Here is an 18,005-nt window from a genome sequence, read left to right on the forward strand (position 1 = left end):
ATTGAAATTAAAAAATAATGTGCAATTAGAAAAGGATTTTAACTTAAAATACGCCTTAGTTAATAATCCATAATATCATCAACTGATTTTATGAATGATTGGATTAAAGGCTTTGGAAGCAATTAAAACACGATCTCCGATTTGCAATGTTTCGGCCTCCTTATCATTAGAAATAACTTTGACGAGATCCTTGCCAATCAAGACCGTAACAATTACAATAAAATCCTGTTTCACCATTTTAATGACTTCACCGGTAAATTGAAATTTTGCATTCACCCTGTCATTTGTAAACATTGAAGCTGGGTCTCCTTTGCGAATGATTTCTCCATGATCCATCTCGATCATAAAATCTGACAACCTGATGATTTCAGAAACATCATGACTTATTAAAATAGTAGTTAGCTTAAACTCCTGATGAACTTCAAGAATATACGATTGAAGTTTCACTCTCATCTCATGATCCAATGCTGATAAGGGCTCATCTAAAAGTAACAACTTTGGTTTGCTTACCAATGCCCTGGCCAAGGCCACCCTTTGTTTCTGACCTCCCGAAAGGGTTAGTGGCATGCGGTCTTGCAATTGCCCAAGATCAATAATTTCAACAAGCTTATCAATTATTGATTTTGGTTGTTTCTTAGCCAACGCAAAAAGAAGGTTCTCTCTTACCGTCATATTAGGGAAGAGCGCGTATTCCTGAAAAACATAGCCGATATTTCTTTTTTGAGGCGGAAGGTGAATTCTTTTACTTGTATCCGTCCAAGTTTGCCCGGCTACACTCAAGAAACCTTCATCCGGCTTTAAAAGCCCAGCCAAAAGCATCAGCAATGTGCTTTTACCAGCGCCTGATTTACCATACACAGTCGTAAATTTCCCTTCCTCAAGACTCGTTTGAACATTGAGCAGCATCTCTCCTGAAGATGATTTTAATATTTTCTTTAGTTGTATATCAATCATTTCCATTCCATTTTTTGAAATATCCCCCATTGATAAGGTATACCATCATGAGAATTAAAAAAGTAATGCCAAATAAAATCATAGAATACGTATTAGCCGCCCCATAATTTAAACTTTCCACCTCGTCATAAATCGCTATCGAAGCTACTCTAGTTTTACCTGAAAGGTTTCCTCCTATCATTAAGACTACACCAAACTCTCCAATGGTATGGGCAAAAGCCAGAATAATTCCAGTAATCAGAGAAGGTTTCATATTGGGCAGCAGCACCTTTGTCAAGGTCAAAAATTTGCTCTTCCCCATTACATAAGATGCGTGTTTTAATGAGGGTGATAAATTTGCAAAACCTGCTTGAATGGGATGCACCATAAATGGCAAACTGTAAATCAAAGAACCAAGTACGAGTCCTTCAAATGAAAACACAAGACGAAGTCCTAGCCACTCATCTAACCAGCTTCCAAAAGCATTGGACGGGCTCAAAGCAAGCAACATATAGAATCCAATTACAGTTGGTGGAAGTACTAATGGCATACTCACTAAAGTCTCTGCAACAGGTTTAATTTTTGATCGGGTATTGGCCAACCAATACGCCAAAGGAATTGAAATCACCAGCAATAGAATCGTAGTTATAGATGCTAATTTAAAGGTTATTAAAAGTGGATTCCAATCTATCATTTTGATAACATCAATTCGTTGGTTTTAATCATGGCACTAACTTCAAGTCCTACAACAATTTTCAACTGTGTTACGGCATTCGAAGTGATAATCGAAGTAATAGGCCCTAGGTCAGTATTTATCGTTACTTTGCTCAACAGTCTGTCTGATTCTATAGAAATGACCTTGCCAACTAGTTTATTTCTCAGGCTTATTCCACTCATATCTCCCACACCTAGAATCACTTCGGTTTCCTTAAAAATAACACTGACCTCATTCTCCAGTCTCAAATAAGATGCCGTATCAGGTGTATCTATTAATATGGTTGAAAAGATAGTTTTCCCAATATCCACTTTAACAATAGATAGATCTCCATTAACTTTAATACTCGATATTTTTCCCTTTAGAATATTCATTTATTCTTTTACATTATAGCCAAACTTATGCAAAATTTTCTTGCCGTCAGCAGAAAGAATAAATTCCTTGAATTGAAGTGCTTTTGACTTAAAGGCCGTTCTGTTCTTTAGCACCACCATTGCCTGTGCCATGGGTTCGTATAGGGTGTCTTCAATTTCTATCCAAGAACCCCTGTTCATCATTTTAGATGATAAAACAACAGATTTAGAAGTAAAGCCCAGGTCTGCCGCCTGAGAAATAATGAATTGGTTGGTTTGCGAAACACTTTCTCCAAGCACTATTTTATCACTTACACTATCATAAATCTCTGTATTCTTTAATACTTGCATCGCAGCCACTCCATAAGGTGCCGTTCTGGGATTCCCCACTGCTATATGCTTTATTCGCCTTGACACCAATGAATCTAAATTTGGCTTTAATCCTTCTCTAACTGTCCATAATATCAAGTTGCCATAAGCGTATATCTTGGGTTGATCTATTGTAAATCCATTATCATACAATTCATTAGGATATTTAACATCTGCCGATAGCAAGAGATCAAATGGCGCGCCCTCTACAATCTGAGCCGTAAGTTTACCGGAAGAGCCAATAATTACTTCGCAGTCAATCCCTGTTTTTTCTGAAAAATCTGCTACAAGTTCCCCAATAACAAATTGTAGATTAGATGCAACAGCTATCCGCAATGAATTCTCTTTTTCCGCTTTACAAGAAGAAAAGAAACCTAAACAGATAAAAAAAACGAATGCAAGAGTTTTACGACACATGTTTTTATCAATATAATAAAGGGTAAAAATAAGGGTATTGATTAATTTAAATTCAAAAATAATGAAAACAAATCAGCTTAGTTTCGACTGATCAAACCATTTTTTTAAATTAGGACGAAGTCAAGTCATCTGTAAAATGCTGGTTTTCGGTGTTTTTTGAAAACTTAACTTTATTGAAGTCTTTTGAAGCCCCTTTGGGAATGGATAAACTTTGCCATTTTTCTTTACTGATCATCTTCGATAAAAATATAATCTGGCCAATATGCGCTGCATAATGCGCCAATTGTCTATTAAGCGCCTCTGACACAGAATGACCTGTATTTCTAATGTAAATTATTTTTTGGAGATCGGATGGCTGAAGACTATCCAAAGCGTCAAACAAACAATCCCAGCCTTTATTCCAGACTCCCATAAGTTCTTTCTGAGAACCCAAGTCATAATCAAATTCGCTATCTCGATCTCTCCACTTCTTTTCTCCGTCTGAGCTGAGAAAATTAGTCCAGCGTGAAAGCATATTCCCTGAGATGTGTTTTACTATAATGGCGATACTATTTGAATTCGAATCATATTGCCAGAATAGGTCTTTCTCTGAAACTTGCTGCATAGCACCTTCACCCAGGGCTTTATAGTATGCAAATAGCTTTCTGATATCCATTAAATAATTCTCTTCCATACGTTTTAAATAAAAAATGAGGCCCAAGGTCTTTTTGACCTTTACTGACCCCATTTATAAAATGTAAAAAATAATTCCTAAGCTTCTTGAGGAGATAAATATTTGTAAACAATGCCCGCTAGAATAGCTCCTATAATAGGTGCTGCCCAAAACAACCATAACTGCCCCATTGCATCACCTCCAACAAACAGTGCACTTGCAGTACTTCTTGCAGGGTTTACTGATGTGTTAGTCACGGGTATACTAATCAGATGAATTAATGTTAAAGCCAACCCTATGGCCATCCCACCAAATCCCGGAGAAGCATTTTTATGAGTCGCACCTAATATCACGATTAGAAACATAAAAGTCATTACTATTTCAGTAATTAGTGCTCCCATTAATCCAAAATTAACACCATATACATTTGCATCATAAAAATTACTCGCAAATGAACCTGGATCAGATCCTACCCCGGTAAAATCAGCAGAACTGCTTACAATTAAATACAAAATAGCTGCACCAACTGCTCCACCTAATACTTGTGCTCCTATATAAGGTAAAAGATCTTTTTTATCAAATCTACCTCCCATCCATAACCCTATGGATACCGCAGGGTTGAAGTGACCTCCAGAAATATGTCCTAATGCATAAGCACCTGTCAGCACCGTTAAACCAAAAGCCAGTGAGACTCCAACTAAACCAATCCCAACATTTTCCACTCCTGCGGCAAGAACTGCGCTTCCACAACCTCCAAGTACGAGCCAAAGCGTACCAATAAATTCAGCTACTAATTTTTTCATTCAAATAAAGTTTAGTTAATAAAATCTCTAAGATCTATTTCTTTAAGATCGGAGAGTTTAAGTTGATGACTAATTTAAACATTTTTTTTAAACCATTGGTTTCTATATTACTTAGCCACTAATTAAAGAGTGATTCACCTTAAATGATATCCATAAAATCACAAATCAATTATGCGTTTAAAAAAGTTAAAAATACGTCTCCTGTGCAGTATGATGTCAATAGTATGTAGAAACAGGTTATTAGCAGAATAAGCTTGTTCTGAACGTTATAATTAATTAATATTACCATGGTTTATTTGTTTCAAACCAGATTTGCATCGCTGTTCTGGCATATCTATTTATGATGTGAAACTGTAGACCTTAATAACCTGAATTCTTTAAAATTATTACTATGAGCACATTTGATTCAAGCAAGAGATTAATTTCTTTAGATATGTTAAGAGGTTTGACCATTGCCTTAATGATTGTTGTAAATGACCCCGGGTCATGGGAGCATTTGTATTGGCCTCTTGCGCATGCTTCATGGCATGGCATTACCATTACAGATTTTGTTTATCCCTTCTTTATTTTTATCGTTGGTGTTTCAGTAGTTCTTTCTTCTTCAAAACAACTCGATGCCGGAGCAGATAAGGGGAAAATGAGAAAAAAAATATGGATCAGGTCATTAAAAATATTTGGATTGGGTATTTTTTTGAATTTATTTCCTGACTTTAATTTTATGGAATTAAGAATTCCAGGCGTATTACAACGTATTGCTATTGTTTATTTAGTTTGTGCTCTTATAGGACTATCCACTGGTTGGAAAGGGCAATTGAAAATTGCTGTTTTCTTATTGGTTGGCTATTGGTTAGCAATGATGCTAATTCCTGTTCCGGGTATTGGAGCTGGTGTCTTAGAACCAGGAAAGAATCTTGCTGCCTGGATAGATAGTGTTGTTATCCCGTTAAGGCTTTATCAAGGAACCTGGGACCCTGAAGGCTTATTAAGCACACTTCCTGCCATTGCCACTGGTATTACAGGAATGTTGGCGGGTCAGCTATTGAAACAGGATATGGATATAGAAAAGAAATTAAATTACCTGTTTTTTATTGGCTTTGTATGTGTACTAGGAGGTTATGCATGGGATTTGGTATTTCCTTTTAACAAAAACCTTTGGAGTAGCTCTTTCGTCTTATTCACGTCGGGTTGGGCCTTTATGTCTTTTGCTGCTTGTATTCTTATTGTTGATGTTCACGGATACAATAAAGTCGCCAAGTTTGGTGTAATCTATGGCAGTAATGCCATCACTATATATGTCCTTGCGGGCATGTTACCGGTACTTCTAAATGGTGTTCTAGGCGTCAAAGGACTATTTTTTAATGGCTTGGTAGACGTTGGTATGGCTCCAAAATTAGCCTCCGCTTTATGGGCTTTTCTTTATATGTTTATCTGCTTTATTCCAGCCTATATTATGTACAAGAAAAAGATCTTTATAAAGGTCTAAAAGTTTCTTAGCCAATACAGTTCCCTTATCCAAAACGCCAACCATTAGGTTGGCGTTTCGCTTTAGTTATTAACAAGGATAAGTCCTTGTAATACAAAAGAATGGTTGATAATTTTACTGAGAAAGGTTTTGAAAAAACGCAATGATTTTGTAACTTATAGGGTTGCATAAATATCTAGTTTTCATTTAAAACCACTCATTATGAATCCAATCAATTTTTTTCTAATTATTGTCGTTGTTTTTCTTCTATCCGGTATTCGAATTGTATATGAATACAAGCGAGCTGTTAAATTCAGGTTTGGTAAATACATTTCCCTTCTTCAACCAGGATTCAGATGGATCATTCCGGTGGTTGACAGAATTCAACTTGTCGATATAAGGGTTATTACAATAAACATCCAGAAACAGGAAGTCATGACAAAAGATAATGTGCCTTGTCATATCAATGGTGTTCTTTTTTTCAGGATTGAGGATGCTACCAAAGCGATACTTCAGGTAGAAGATTTTGTGTTTGCCATTTCTCAAATGGCTCAGGCAACCCTCCGAGATGTATGCGGAAAAGTAGAGTTGGATACGATACTTTCAGAAAGAGAGGAAATAGGAAGAAATATCAAAGAAATTGTTGAACTGGAGACTAAAATATGGGGTATCTCCATTCAGGATGTCAAGATCAAAGACATTGAACTGCCCGAAAACATGAAACGCTCTATGGCCAATCAGGCAGAGGCTGAACGCTCAAGAAGGGCTCGAATCATTTTAGCAGAAGCAGAAGAGCAGGCTGCCGGTAAATTGCTTCAAGCTGGCCAGATCATTGATCAATCTCCATCTGCTATAAAGCTAAGATTGTATCAAACGTTGTCCAACATAGCCAGTGAGAAAAACTCAACCATTGTATTTCCGTTTCCCGAAGAGGCACTTTCTCGAAAAAAATAGCTCCCTAGCCCTATAGATTAGAGAAGCAAATGTAAAATCACAAAGGCAGAAATATCCTTTTAGAACAGCGCTCATTTTGTATCTTGTTGCTTTAATTCAAGAAAATGATCCAGACTTATAAAAGAAACCCAAAATTACACGATCACTATCACACTATTTTTATAGGATCAGGCATGGGATGCCTGTCGGCGGCAGCCATCTTAGCGAAAGAAGGGCATAAAGTACTTATATTAGAACGACACTATACTGCTGGAGGCTTTACCCATGTTTTTAAAAGAAAAGGATTTGAGTGGGATGTGGGCATTCATTATATAGGTGATATGCAGCGCGAAAAAAGTGCCATGAAGAAACTCTTTGACTATGTCACTGATAAAAAATTGAAGTGGGCAGATATGGGTCCTGTTTATGATAAGATCATTATTGGCGATCGTTCATACAACCTTGTGAAAGGATTGAAAAATTTCAAGCAACAGCTTATCGATTATTTCCCTGATGAAGAAGATGCTATCAACAAATATATTGACCTCATCTTCGCAGCAAATAGAACAGCGGGTAAATTCTATATGAATAAAGCCTTACCTCCTCTATTGAGTAAACTTCTGTATAATTGGATGTCTAATCCTTTTTTCAAATTCTCTGACCAGACAACGGATGAAGTGATTAGAAAATTGACTAAAAATGAAGAACTGATCAAGGTATTATGCGGTCAGTATGGTGATTATGGTCTATCCCCAAAGCAAAGTAGTTTTTTTATGCACAGTACGGTTGTGAAACATTATTTTGACGGTGGTAGCTTTCCTGTTGGAGGTTCTTCCCAAATAGTAAAAACCATAGACCCAATTATTGAAAATGCCGGTGGAACAATTGTGATCAATGCTGATGTGGATAAGGTTTTAGTTGAAAAGAATAAGGCCATTGGTGTAATGATGAAAGATGGCAAAACGATTAAGGCCTCAAATATTGTCAGCGGTGCAGGACTGATTACCACTTATGAAAGTTTAATTCCAAGTGAATTGGTTAAAAAACATGACTTAAAATCTCAATTGCAAAAGATTAACCCATCCGTTTCTCATGCCTGTTTATATATCGGTCTTGAAGGAGAGCCTGATGCCTTAGATTTGCCCAAAACAAATTTATGGATATACCCAGAAGGAGAAAATCACGATGAAATAGTAGCCCGCTACCTTGAGGATATTGAACAAGACTTCCCGGTGATCTACGTATCTTTCCCGGCAGCTAAAGATCCGGATTGGACCAACAGATATCCTGGAAAAAGCACAATCGATATCATAACCTTACTACCCTATGACATTTTCACATCCTGGGAAGATTCCAAATGGATGAAAAGAGGAATTGATTATGAAACTTTTAAAGAAACAATCTCACAAAGATTACTTGAAAAATTATATGAACAGTTGCCTCAAGTCAAAGGAAAAATAACGCATTACGAGCTGGGCACACCACTTTCTACAAAGCACTTTATGAATTATTCAAAAGGTGAGATTTATGGACTAGACCACAGTCCAAAAAGATTTCGTCAAAAGTTTCTGGTTCCCAGAACACCCATTAAAAACTTCTACCTTACCGGACAAGATATCGTCACTGCAGGCGTAGGGGGTGCCTTATTTTCTGGTCTCCTCACAGCTTCCGCCATGACAGGTAAAAACTTTATGAAGAAAATAGTTGGCTCGTGAAGCCTTCGGAGGTGAACCCTTCACCTCCGAAGGCTTCACTTGCGAGGTGATCGGAGGTGAGGTGCTCACTTCCGATCACCTCACCTCCGATCACCTCGAGATTATTTAACTCTTGCTTCCAAATCCTTACGACTAATATGCAACAATCTTCCGATTGAATTTCCGTCTCTGAAAGATTGGGCTCTTAAACTAAGGTCACCAGCCGGAATTTCGAAAGGTCCCTCATATTTAATTCCAGTAGCTATTGGATAGGCATTGTCAATAGCGTAATACATTTCAATATCTTCAAACGGATTCTTTAACTCACACATGAGTTTTCTACCTTCATTATAAACCCGAACTTCAGGTTCATAAATTGTTTTCGCCACATTGATACCCTTCTGGTCAAATCTACTAAAATGAGATTCTGTTCTTCTAACAAAGCCTTCCCAATCCTTACTTTCTTTAGTACTCCATAATGCTTCAGATATGGCGAATGCTCTTGGGTAGGTCATGTAAAATGCATACGAAATACTCGGAACTGCTTCAGTCCAAAGATTCCCTTGCCCGCCTAAAATCAATTCAGGGTCTAAAACGAAATCTGGTACCGGTTCAAAACTGTAGGCTTTTTTAAGCGATAAATCAGAATAAATTTTATTCTCAACGCTATAATCTCCTTGCGTAAAGTCAAGGTATGTAAATTCATTTGGCGTCATGACTACCTTATGGCCAAGCCCCACGGCTTCAATTCCGCCTTTAGTTCCTCTCCAACTCATAACAGCTGCTCCATCGGCCAGCCCCCCGTCAAGGATTTCATCCCATCCGATCATTTTCTTTCCTTTGCTACTAATAATTTTTTCGACGCGTTTTACGAAATAACTTTGCAATGCTTTGCCATCTTCTATGCCATTCTTTGCCATGAATTCCTGCACCTTTGCATCTTCTTCCCAATACCCATGATACGCTTCATCTCCACCCATGTGGATATATTCTCCTGGAAACAGATCTGCAACCTCTCCGAAGAGCATATCTAAGAAAGCATATACAGCAGGATCAGCAGGGTTTAAGGTGTTTTCAATATTCATTTTGAACTTACCATTACCATACCAGTCTACAAATTTTGCACCCGGGTTTACCATTTTGTATTCTTTCTTGGTTGAATACTGAGGATAAGCCGCCAGTAAAGCCATGCTATGACCTGGTACATCAATTTCTGGAACGATAGTAATGTTTCTCTCAGCAGCATAGGCTATTACATCCTTAATTTGCTCTTGCGTATAGAAGCCACCATAAGTAGCTTTTTCAGATTTTTTAGGTGCAGCCCTTCCAGCCCCAAATTTACCATGTCGTTCTACTCTCCACGCTCCTACTTCAGTTAGTTTTGGAAAAGTTTTGATCTCAATTCTCCAACCTTGGTCATCTGTTAGGTGCCAGTGAAAAACATTCATTTTATAGGCTGCCATTTGATCCAGATAAGCCTTGACCTCATCAACAGTAAAAAAGTGTCTACTTACATCGAGCATGAGTCCTCTCCATCCAAATCTTGGAAAATCTTCAATGATACAAGTCTGAATTTCAATAGGAGCTACAACTCCTTCTTCTGATGTTGTTCTTGAAAGTGGCAGTAATTGTTTTAAGGTTTGAATACCGTTAAATGTCCCTGCTTTTGTATTGGCCATCAACAGAATACCGCCTTCTTCTATTACGAGCTGGTATCCTTCATTGCCAAGCGTATCAAGAGCTGTTTCATGAAATCCAATTCGCAAACTTTTTACAATTGTACTATCTCCTGTTATTTGAGACAGGTTAATTCCAATTTCTTTAAGGTCTGACTTTAAAAATTCAACTTGCCTGCTTAAATCATCGCTTTCAGAAAGGAGAACAAGACTCATGTTTTGATCAATAATCAAACTACCTTCAGAGGCTTCATATGAAACAGGTGCAGGAATAATTTGATGTTGGGCCCGTACCATTGAATGGGAAAAAAACAATAGGATTATCAGTAAGGAATAAAATCTTTTCATGTAGTTAAATATTTGGTGCGAATACATTTTTTTTTGCGCAGTGAAAATACTCGAATTCAATAAATTAAACTAAAGTTTGAAACAAAAAAAATACAGGTCGATACCTTCCTGTATTTTTTCACTCTAATCTCACTTAATCTAATCAACTTATTCTGTTTTAATTCATACCAACTATCTCTAATTGATACGTAAGCCCGTATCCAAATTCATATAAGGGATCTTTTGAATCATAAGGGACATCCTCTTTTTGATTTTCTACTGCTTCCCATGAAGAAGGCAATTCAAATGGAAGCTTCCCTTCAGGGCTTCGTAGACCAAAAAGCACCTGATTTAAGACCTCATCTGACAGTCCAAAATCGACCAATAAGGCACCGCTCGCTTCTGAAATCTCAGTTAAAATGGCGGCTCTATCCAAATTAGCAACAACAATTGATGGCTTTTTCGATATCAAATCAAGAATTTCCTTTTTCTCTTCCTCGCTATAGTATAACCTTCCCTGATGGAAATAACTTTCAAGAAAATAATCATCTCTCTCGTCATATGGTGTTTTGATTCTTTTTAAAATCACATCTGCTTCTAATGGACTCGAAACAAGCTCTCCGAATTCACCTAACACCTTGTTATCCATTAAGCCTTCAGCATAAATCTTGGTTCCCTTTTTTAAAGGAAGTATGTTATCATTCTTCAAAAGCACCGTGGATTTTGCCTGAGCTATTCTACCCAATTCTCTGAACGTTTCTTTACCAGCTCTTTTATTTGCAGCTTCTTCATTTGTATACGGATCGTCAAAAAGACCCAATCTAAATTTATCTCTCATGATTCGCTTTACCGACTGGTCAATTCTCGATTCAGTCAATTGACCTGTTTTTACGAGCTCAATAATCAATTCCGGACTGCTCTCTCCACCAAATTGATCACAACCTGCATCAATTACTTTTTTAGTTCTTTGCAAAGGACTGAGATCCTCAACACCCCAGGCACGTGCATCACCAACGGCAGTGCCATTGACAATATTCCAATCTGTACATATTACTCCGTCAAAGCCATATTTCTCTCTTAGCATCGTTGTAATGATGGTTTTATTAAAAGCGAAGGCTACATTTTCATCAGTCTGATCAATTGGAATACCATAATAAGGCATGATCTGTGCAGTTTTTGCAGGAAAAGCGCCTTTTTCGAACGGTATTAAATGGTAGTCAAAATTATCTCCTGGATACACTTGATTCTTTCCATAGGGAAAGTGAGCATCTTCTCCTTTTTCCTGAGGCCCCCCTCCTGAAAAATGCTTCGTCATACAAGCAACACTCTCAGACCCAAGAGAATCTCCTTGAAATCCTAAAACATAGGCTTTGGTCATCATTGCCGATAATTCAGCATCTTCACCAAAAGTACCGTTTGAACGTCCCCATCTTGGTTCAGTTGCCAAATCGGCCATAGGATGAAGCGCCAATCTGATTCCGGTTGCCAAATATTCTTGCCTAGCAATATTTCCAAACTCCCTTACTAAAAGTGTATCTCTTGTAGCTGATAGACCCAATGATGTAGGCCATTGTGAAAAGGTTGGCGTACTTAAACCAGCTCCGGGATTGTGCTCCGAACCATGTCTGGGATCAGAAGCTATAGTAATCGGAATACCTAATCTCGTTTTCTCTCCAATAAGCTGTACATTATTATTATATCTGGCTAAAATATTTGCTGGGTGTGCATGTATGATATTGAAGCTATTCATCTTCCTGTTAATCAGCATCTCAGAACTCGAAGGCATCAAAGTGGCCATCATAATATCTAAAGAGTTTGATGTAAAAAACGGTTTATCTATAGGGCGACCTTCAGGGGTCATTCCAATCATTGTGATAAACATACTTCCGGCTTTTTCTTCTAAAGACATCTGAGATACGAGATCATTAACCCGATCTTCAACTGACAATCTACTATCTTCATAGGCATCGAGTTTTCCATTTTTATTTAGATCTCTGAATTTATGCCCATCAATATTCAATTCAATGGCTTTTTTACCCAATTTTGCGTAATTGTCACTTGCCTTACTAGACGTGCGGCTATACCCTATAAAACCGGCAAGAAGCAGTAAAACAAGCACAGCACTTAGTACTATCCCGATAATTTTGAAAATCTTTTTCATTTCATAATTTATTTTACTGATACAAATATATATAAAAGCTTTATTGTGTACAAATGACACAATCTTTTTTTTATATATTTGTTATTATGAAAAATAAGCCATCACTTTTGACTATGAACTTTTCGGAACTTTTTGTTCCTGGCCTATCCGTTGATTGTGTAATCATCGGTTTTGAAGATCATAAATTAAAAATATTGATTCTTAAATGGAATTCAGATATCGATGGCTGGGCACTACCTGGAGGCTTTGTTTTAAAAAACGAAGACTTGGATAAAGCAGCTATACGAGTCTTAAAAGAACGAACTGGGGTTGAACTTCCTTTTCTCGAGCAATTCAAAACTTTTGGAAACTTAGACAGAGGTAAGAGAAATAATGCTCTCGAAAAGGTTAAGATTGACGGCATAACACCAGAACATATAGAATGGATGAATCAACGGTTTATCTCCACAGGCTATGTGTCTCTTGTTGACATAAAAAAGTGTGACCCGAGACCAGACATACTTAGTGAAAAGATAGATTGGATTGCCTTAGATGAATTACCGAATCTAATCTTAGATCACAAACACATTGTAAAAAAGGCCATCAGTTTTATAAAGAATCAGATCAACTATTTACCGATTGGAATCACTTTGCTTCCCGAAAGGTTTACGATGAAAGAATTACAATTATTGTACGAATCAATACTTGAGAAAAAACTGGACAGAGGTAACTTCCAAAGAAAAATGCTCAAACTAGATATCTTTAACAGGCACGAAAAACACTTGGAAGGAGGCGCCCATAAAGCGCCTTATTTATATTCTTTTGATCATGAAAAATATAATAAACTTCTGGAACAGGGATTTAGTTTTAATTCTTGATCTTCAATTTCCACTCACTATTAATTTCAATTTTTTATGCTTATTTTATCTGAAATGAATCTGTAAGCAAATTACTTTCTAATGAATTAGCTCCAACATATAATTCATATTCCATCTCTTCAACCTTCCATTGTTTAGCCTCCGGATCATACCAAGCTATATCCTGAACATTAAGCTCAAACTCAACTGTTTTTGTTTCTCCGGGTTCAAGACGTATCTTATCAAAGCCTCGAAGTAATTTTACCGGTCGGTCTATACTTGAGTTCTTGAAGCCCACATAAAGCTGTACTATTTCTTCTCCGGCCACATCTCCTGAATTTGTCACATTCACCTTGGCTTTCAATACACCTTCCTTGTTTAATTCAGCATTCATGATCTCGAGCTTAGCGTATTCATAAGTAGTATAGCTTAATCCAAAACCAAATGGGTAAGCCACTTCGATATTTTTTTTATCAAAAAGAGTATATCCATGATAATATCCATAGTCAATTTTGAGCGTATAGGGATTGAAATAAGGATAGTCCGAATCGTTTCTTGCGATTGAAAAAGGTAGTTTACCACTTGGATTGACTTTCCCGTACAAAACATTTGCGAGTGCCGTTCCTCCTTCCATTCCACCATACCATGCAAAAACAATTGAGGCCACGTTTGGCTCCCAAGCATTCATGTTGATAGCACTTCCTCCAACATAAACAACCACAATGTCTTTGTTTACCGCAGAAACTGCTTGAATAAGGGCTTCATCCTCAGGCAGCAATTTTAAACTTTCCCTGTCACCACCAATTCCTTTTTTACCAACCAACTTTCCGGCCTTAGCCGACCCTTCCATATCGCCGTTAATATTTATATATTCTCCCTCATCTTCGAAAGTATAACCCACAACAAGTATTACTTGATCTGCTTCTTTTGCCTTTTCTGCTGCTATTTTTGTGTCAGGCCCATCATATAATACCACTTCATTTTGTAAACTCTCATTTAAGGCACTGATGCCTTCATAAGGAGTTGTTATATTCAAAGATGTAGAATTACTACTGGCAACATCTCCTGTGTTTTCCATATTCGCCAACCTGCCCAGTACCAACACCTTTTGTCCTATTTCAGAAGTCAATGGTAACACCTTATCGTTCTTTATAAGGACCATACTCTTTTCTGCAGCAATTCTTGCCAACGTTACATGCGACTCCTTCTCTATCTCTTCATGTCCATAAGTTTCCTGGTCATTACTAAAAGCATATTTAAGTCGGGTTTTAAGGGTCCGGGTAACGATTTTATCAATATCAGCTTCACTGATTTCTCCATTTTCTATGCCCTCTTCTAATACATCATATTTATAGACTTGCTGGTATGGCATTTCAACATCAAGCCCTGCTTTTACACTACCAATAGCATCATAGGTTCCGTTAAACCAATCTGAAGACACGAATCCTTCAAAACCCCATTCTTCTCTCAAGATATCATTCAAGAGATACTTATTATTTGCAAGATACTCTCCCCTTGCCTTATTGTAAGCACTCATTATGGAAGCAGGTTTTCCTACTTGAATTGTTTTCTTAAAGTGAGGTAAATACACCTCCCTTAAGGTTCTTTCATCAAGATTGACATCGACAACAAATCTTGAATTATCAAGACTATTCAAAGCAAAATGCTTTGGACAGGCCATTACATTGTGTTTTTCAATTCCTTTCACTGCAGCCACACCAAATTCACCCAGCAACCAAGGATCTTCACCATAGGTTTCCTGTGCTCTTCCCCATGCAGGATGGCGCAAAAGATTTATACAAGGTGTCGCAGCATAATTTACTTTATTGGCTCTCATCTCAATAGCAATCACCTCATTGATCCTTTCTTCTAAATCAACATCCCAACTCGCACCTCTGGCCATACCAACCGGAAAAGTTGTTACGCTGTAAATCCCATGATCCATAACCCTTGCCCCTCTTGGGCCATCTGACAATACCCATGGTGGAATATGTAATCTGTCGTTTCCACCTGCATACACATGAGGAAATCTTTCCTTTAACAAAAACCCAATACCCAGTTTCGGGATTTGCCACATTTTCTCACCATACATTTGGTCAATCTTCTCTTCAAGTGTCATTTGGCTTACCAAATCTTCTGCCAGCTTCGCATAGCCCTCTTCATCTGATGGTTCTACCAAAAGCTCTTTATTGGCTTGTAAATCATACATATTATAATTGACGCTTTTATAATATACCCCTCCGGCGAGTAGCAGAATTAACAGTAAAACGATCCCAAAACCCTTTAAGATTTTAATTGCAATTTTCTTCATCAATAATTTATTGTGTATTTATGACACAATACTACAACAAAAGTACGAATTGATAAAAAAAATAGAGCTTGAATTTTAGAAAATTGGTGGAAAATTTGCCTCAATAAGATGCCATTATGTTTATTGTGAAATCAGCCCGTTTTCCTGTAACTTAAGATCGCCCATGAATAAAAGAAGATTGCAAATGATACAAGGGCAGCTAAGGGCCTGAGAAGATCACTTATCCCACTGCCTTTTAAATAGACCATTCTCAGCACCTGAATGATATATTTTAATGGGCTAAAGTCACTGATGCGCTGTGCCCAAATCGGCATATTCTCCACTGGTGTATATAAACCGCTGAGAAAAATAAATGTCAGCACGAAGAAAAACATCATGAACATCGCTTGCTGAATTGTAAGTGCATAATTAGAAATGACCAGTCCAAAACCTGAAAAGGAAACTATAAAGAGTGTAGCAAAAAAGTAAATGGTTAAAACACTTCCTTGAGGAATCAACTTCCAGAAGAACATGGCAATTAACATTCCAATAGTTAACACCAAATAGCCAATAATCCAATATGGAATCAACTTGGATAGGATAAAGGTTGATTTCTTTATCGGGGTAACATTGATTTGCTCAATGGTGCCACTTTCTTTTTCCCCTACAATATTCAAAGCTGGTAAAAACCCGCAAATCATCGCAAGGATCATGACCATCAAAGCAGGGACCATATACACCTCATATTTTAAGGTAGGATTATATCTGTATAATGGGATGACCTCAATGCCCTGCGTAATTGACGCTGACCTCCCTCCTGCCAATTCAGTTCTGATATCCGCATTAAAATCGTTGATGACACCGTTGAGATAGGCGCTCCCCAAGCCTCCTTTATTACCGTTAACAGCATTGGCTGAAATCATTAGAGATGCCTGCTTTTCTCTGATAAAGTCTGATTGAAAATTACTTGGAATTTCCAAAATGATATCAGATTTATCGAGTTCAATACTTCTCAGCGCTTCTTCATATCCATCAGAAACATCAGTTATCTTAAAATAACCTGAAGCCTGGACTTTTTGTATTAATTCTTGTGAATAACTGCTTTTGTCGTGATCAACCACGCTTAGTGCAATATTTTTTACCTCAAAATTGGCAGCAAAAGGATAAATGATCAAGGCTACAATAGGTAATCCCAAGATCATTCTTGGCAGAAAACTATTTCTAATGATCTGCTTAAATTCTTTCTCTATCAAATATTTTAGCATCATTACTCCAATCTGATTTTAAACTTTTTCAGGCTCAGTCCAATAAAAAAGACCGCCATAACACTCAATACAATTAATTCCTTCGCAATAGAAGAAATTCCAACTCCTTTGATCATTATATTTCGAGCTGCGCTGATGTACCATTTGGCTGGAATTATTTGAGCTATTCCCTGTAATATCAAAGGCATATTCTCTATTGGGAACATCAAACCAGATAACATAATAACCGGAAACATCAATCCCATAACTGAAAACAATAGTGCCGCAATCTGGGTGTCAACGATAGAAGAAATTAGCAAACCCAAGGCCAAGGAAACAAAAATAAAAATCACTGAAATTAGAATCAACAACCATAAACTACCCACAATAGGAACATCTAAGACAAATACTGCTAAACATATTACTGTTGCGAAATTAATCAGAGAAATAACAAAATAGGGAACAACTTTGGCCAATATAATCAATAAAGGAGGCATGGGTGACACCAATATAACTTCCATAGTCCCTAACTCTTTTTCTCTTGCAATTGAAATGGAACTCATCATGGCACAAATCAACATCAATATCATCCCCATAACACCTGGAACAGTGCTGTAGGCTCCTTTCAAAGTAGGGTTATATAGTAGATTGACTTCAGTATGTATTGTATACGGTATTTCTCTTCCTTTATTTAAATCTACCATATATTCCCTGATGATTCCAGATGCGTAATTGGTAAGGGTTGATGCGGTATTTGGATCTGTCCCGTCGGCGATCAATAAAATCTGGGCCTCACCAGTTTGCACTAAATTCTGGTAGAATTTTTCACCAAAAACAATCACAAAACCAATCCTTCCTTTTTTGAAGATCCGTTCAATGTCATTTGGGTCAGCAAGATTCTTCTCAAAACTAAAATACTCGCTCACCTGGAGTTTATTAATAATTTCCTGAGTACTCACATCCTTAGAAGGATCAAAAACCGCAAACTTGGTGTTTTTTATTTCTGTAGTGATCCCAAAGCCAAACAAAATTATCATTAATACAGGGAGCAATAATAGCACAATAGACGTCCATCTATCTCTGAAGATATGATAGAATTCTTTTTCTGTAAATACTAAGAATTGCTTCATTGTATCGGCT

At 37.3% G+C, this 18,005-nt stretch carries 15 protein-coding genes; 4 read left to right on the forward strand and 11 right to left on the reverse strand.

The window, feature by feature from the left end; all coding sequences use genetic code 11:
* Positions 1-78: 78 nt before the first annotated feature.
* From QWY87_RS07170 to aqpZ, 6 genes are all read right to left on the reverse strand, one after another.
* Entirely contained in the window at positions 79-954 is an 876-nt protein-coding gene (locus QWY87_RS07170) for an ATP-binding cassette domain-containing protein (protein ID WP_290289832.1), read from the reverse strand.
* Positions 947-1,627, reverse strand: a complete 681-nt coding sequence (modB, locus tag QWY87_RS07175; protein WP_290289834.1) for a molybdate ABC transporter permease subunit — start codon at positions 1,625-1,627, stop codon at positions 947-949. The genes QWY87_RS07170 and modB overlap by 8 nt, the downstream gene beginning before the upstream one ends.
* Entirely contained in the window at positions 1,624-2,022 is a 399-nt protein-coding gene (locus tag QWY87_RS07180) for a TOBE domain-containing protein (protein WP_290289836.1), read from the reverse strand. Before QWY87_RS07180 ends, modB begins: the two co-directional genes overlap by 4 nt.
* Positions 2,023-2,787 carry a molybdate ABC transporter substrate-binding protein gene (gene modA / locus QWY87_RS07185; RefSeq protein ID WP_290289837.1) on the reverse strand — a complete coding sequence of 255 codons (765 nt, stop codon included), beginning with the start codon at positions 2,785-2,787 and terminating at the stop codon, positions 2,023-2,025.
* A gap of 109 nt (positions 2,788-2,896) precedes the next feature.
* On the reverse strand, positions 2,897-3,514 hold the full coding sequence (locus QWY87_RS07190; RefSeq protein ID WP_290289839.1) for a DUF1572 family protein: 618 nt from the start codon (positions 3,512-3,514) through the stop codon (positions 2,897-2,899).
* Positions 3,515-3,537: 23 nt separating this feature from the next.
* A complete protein-coding gene (gene aqpZ / locus QWY87_RS07195; RefSeq protein WP_290289841.1) occupies positions 3,538-4,242 on the reverse strand; it encodes an aquaporin Z in 705 nt (234 codons plus the stop codon).
* A 391-nt stretch (positions 4,243-4,633) separates the two neighbouring features.
* On the opposite strand from aqpZ, the gene QWY87_RS07200 reads away from it, so the two are divergent.
* From QWY87_RS07200 to QWY87_RS07210, 3 genes are all read left to right on the forward strand, one after another.
* A complete protein-coding gene (locus QWY87_RS07200; protein WP_290289842.1) occupies positions 4,634-5,725 on the forward strand; it encodes an acyltransferase family protein in 1,092 nt (363 codons plus the stop codon).
* A gap of 201 nt (positions 5,726-5,926) precedes the next feature.
* Positions 5,927-6,658, forward strand: a complete 732-nt coding sequence (locus QWY87_RS07205; protein WP_290289844.1) for a slipin family protein — start codon at positions 5,927-5,929, stop codon at positions 6,656-6,658.
* 104 nt (positions 6,659-6,762) lie between these two features.
* Positions 6,763-8,352: a phytoene desaturase family protein gene (locus QWY87_RS07210; protein ID WP_290289846.1), complete on the forward strand. Its 1,590-nt coding sequence runs from the start codon at positions 6,763-6,765 to the stop codon at positions 8,350-8,352.
* A gap of 101 nt (positions 8,353-8,453) precedes the next feature.
* Here QWY87_RS07210 and QWY87_RS07215 read toward each other — a convergent pair whose 3' ends face one another.
* Both QWY87_RS07215 and QWY87_RS07220 read right to left on the reverse strand, forming a co-directional pair.
* Entirely contained in the window at positions 8,454-10,355 is a 1,902-nt protein-coding gene (locus QWY87_RS07215; protein ID WP_290289849.1) for a beta-N-acetylhexosaminidase, read from the reverse strand.
* A gap of 157 nt (positions 10,356-10,512) precedes the next feature.
* Positions 10,513-12,495, reverse strand: a complete 1,983-nt coding sequence (locus QWY87_RS07220) for a glycoside hydrolase family 3 protein (RefSeq protein ID WP_290289850.1) — start codon at positions 12,493-12,495, stop codon at positions 10,513-10,515.
* An 86-nt stretch (positions 12,496-12,581) separates the two neighbouring features.
* Here QWY87_RS07220 and QWY87_RS07225 point away from each other — a divergent pair, with 86 nt between their 5' ends.
* Complete coding sequence (locus QWY87_RS07225; protein ID WP_290289852.1) at positions 12,582-13,352, forward strand: NUDIX hydrolase; 771 nt, start codon at positions 12,582-12,584, stop codon at positions 13,350-13,352.
* A 40-nt stretch (positions 13,353-13,392) separates the two neighbouring features.
* Here QWY87_RS07225 and QWY87_RS07230 read toward each other — a convergent pair whose 3' ends face one another.
* The 3 genes from QWY87_RS07230 to QWY87_RS07240 all read right to left on the reverse strand — a co-directional run bounded on the left by QWY87_RS07230 (position 13,393) and on the right by QWY87_RS07240 (position 17,995).
* Positions 13,393-15,642 carry a beta-glucosidase family protein gene (locus tag QWY87_RS07230; protein ID WP_290289854.1) on the reverse strand — a complete coding sequence of 750 codons (2,250 nt, stop codon included), beginning with the start codon at positions 15,640-15,642 and terminating at the stop codon, positions 13,393-13,395.
* A gap of 131 nt (positions 15,643-15,773) precedes the next feature.
* Positions 15,774-16,889 (reverse strand): ABC transporter permease, encoded by a 1,116-nt coding sequence (locus tag QWY87_RS07235; protein ID WP_290289855.1) that lies wholly within the window; start codon positions 16,887-16,889, stop codon positions 15,774-15,776.
* On the reverse strand, positions 16,889-17,995 hold the full coding sequence (locus tag QWY87_RS07240; RefSeq protein WP_290289856.1) for an ABC transporter permease: 1,107 nt from the start codon (positions 17,993-17,995) through the stop codon (positions 16,889-16,891). Before QWY87_RS07240 ends, QWY87_RS07235 begins: the two co-directional genes overlap by 1 nt.
* Between the last annotated feature and the right edge of the window lie 10 nt (positions 17,996-18,005).

This window comes from Lutimonas halocynthiae (genome assembly GCF_030409835.1).
GTDB lineage: Bacteria > Bacteroidota > Bacteroidia > Flavobacteriales > Flavobacteriaceae > Lutimonas > Lutimonas halocynthiae.